Source organism: Massilia sp. CT11-108 (assembly GCF_047302915.1).
Classification (GTDB): Bacteria; Pseudomonadota; Gammaproteobacteria; order Burkholderiales; family Burkholderiaceae_D; genus Telluria; species Telluria orientalis.
This window is the reverse complement of the sequence record NZ_JBKYMO010001627.1, coordinates 1-252: the sequence shown is the minus strand read 5'-3', so window position 1 is coordinate 252 and position 252 is coordinate 1. Positions and strand designations below refer to the sequence as shown.

General features: G+C 67.5%; 1 protein-coding gene. It reads left to right on the top strand.

The features are described 5' to 3' along the window. The coding region (locus ACEN88_RS35825) for a hypothetical protein (RefSeq protein WP_413347140.1) at nucleotides 1-252 on the top strand (252 nt) is incomplete at both ends.

Sequence of the window (252 nt, the reverse complement as noted above, 5' to 3'; positions counted from 1 at the left end):
TCGCGCTGGCGTGCGCGCTGTGCGCGGCCGGCTCGCCCGCGATGGCGGCAAAAGATCCGGCGCGGTGGACGCAGGGCGACAAGACGAAAGCCCAGCGCATGGCCACGCTGAAGAAGGAAATCAACGCGGCGTACGCCGAGCAGCAGACGGCATGCAAGAAGAAGTCGTCCGCCAAACGAGCTTCCTGCCTCAAGGAAGCGCGCATGGTCTACCAGCGCGACATGGCCAGCGCGCCGCAACTGCTGGCCCAGG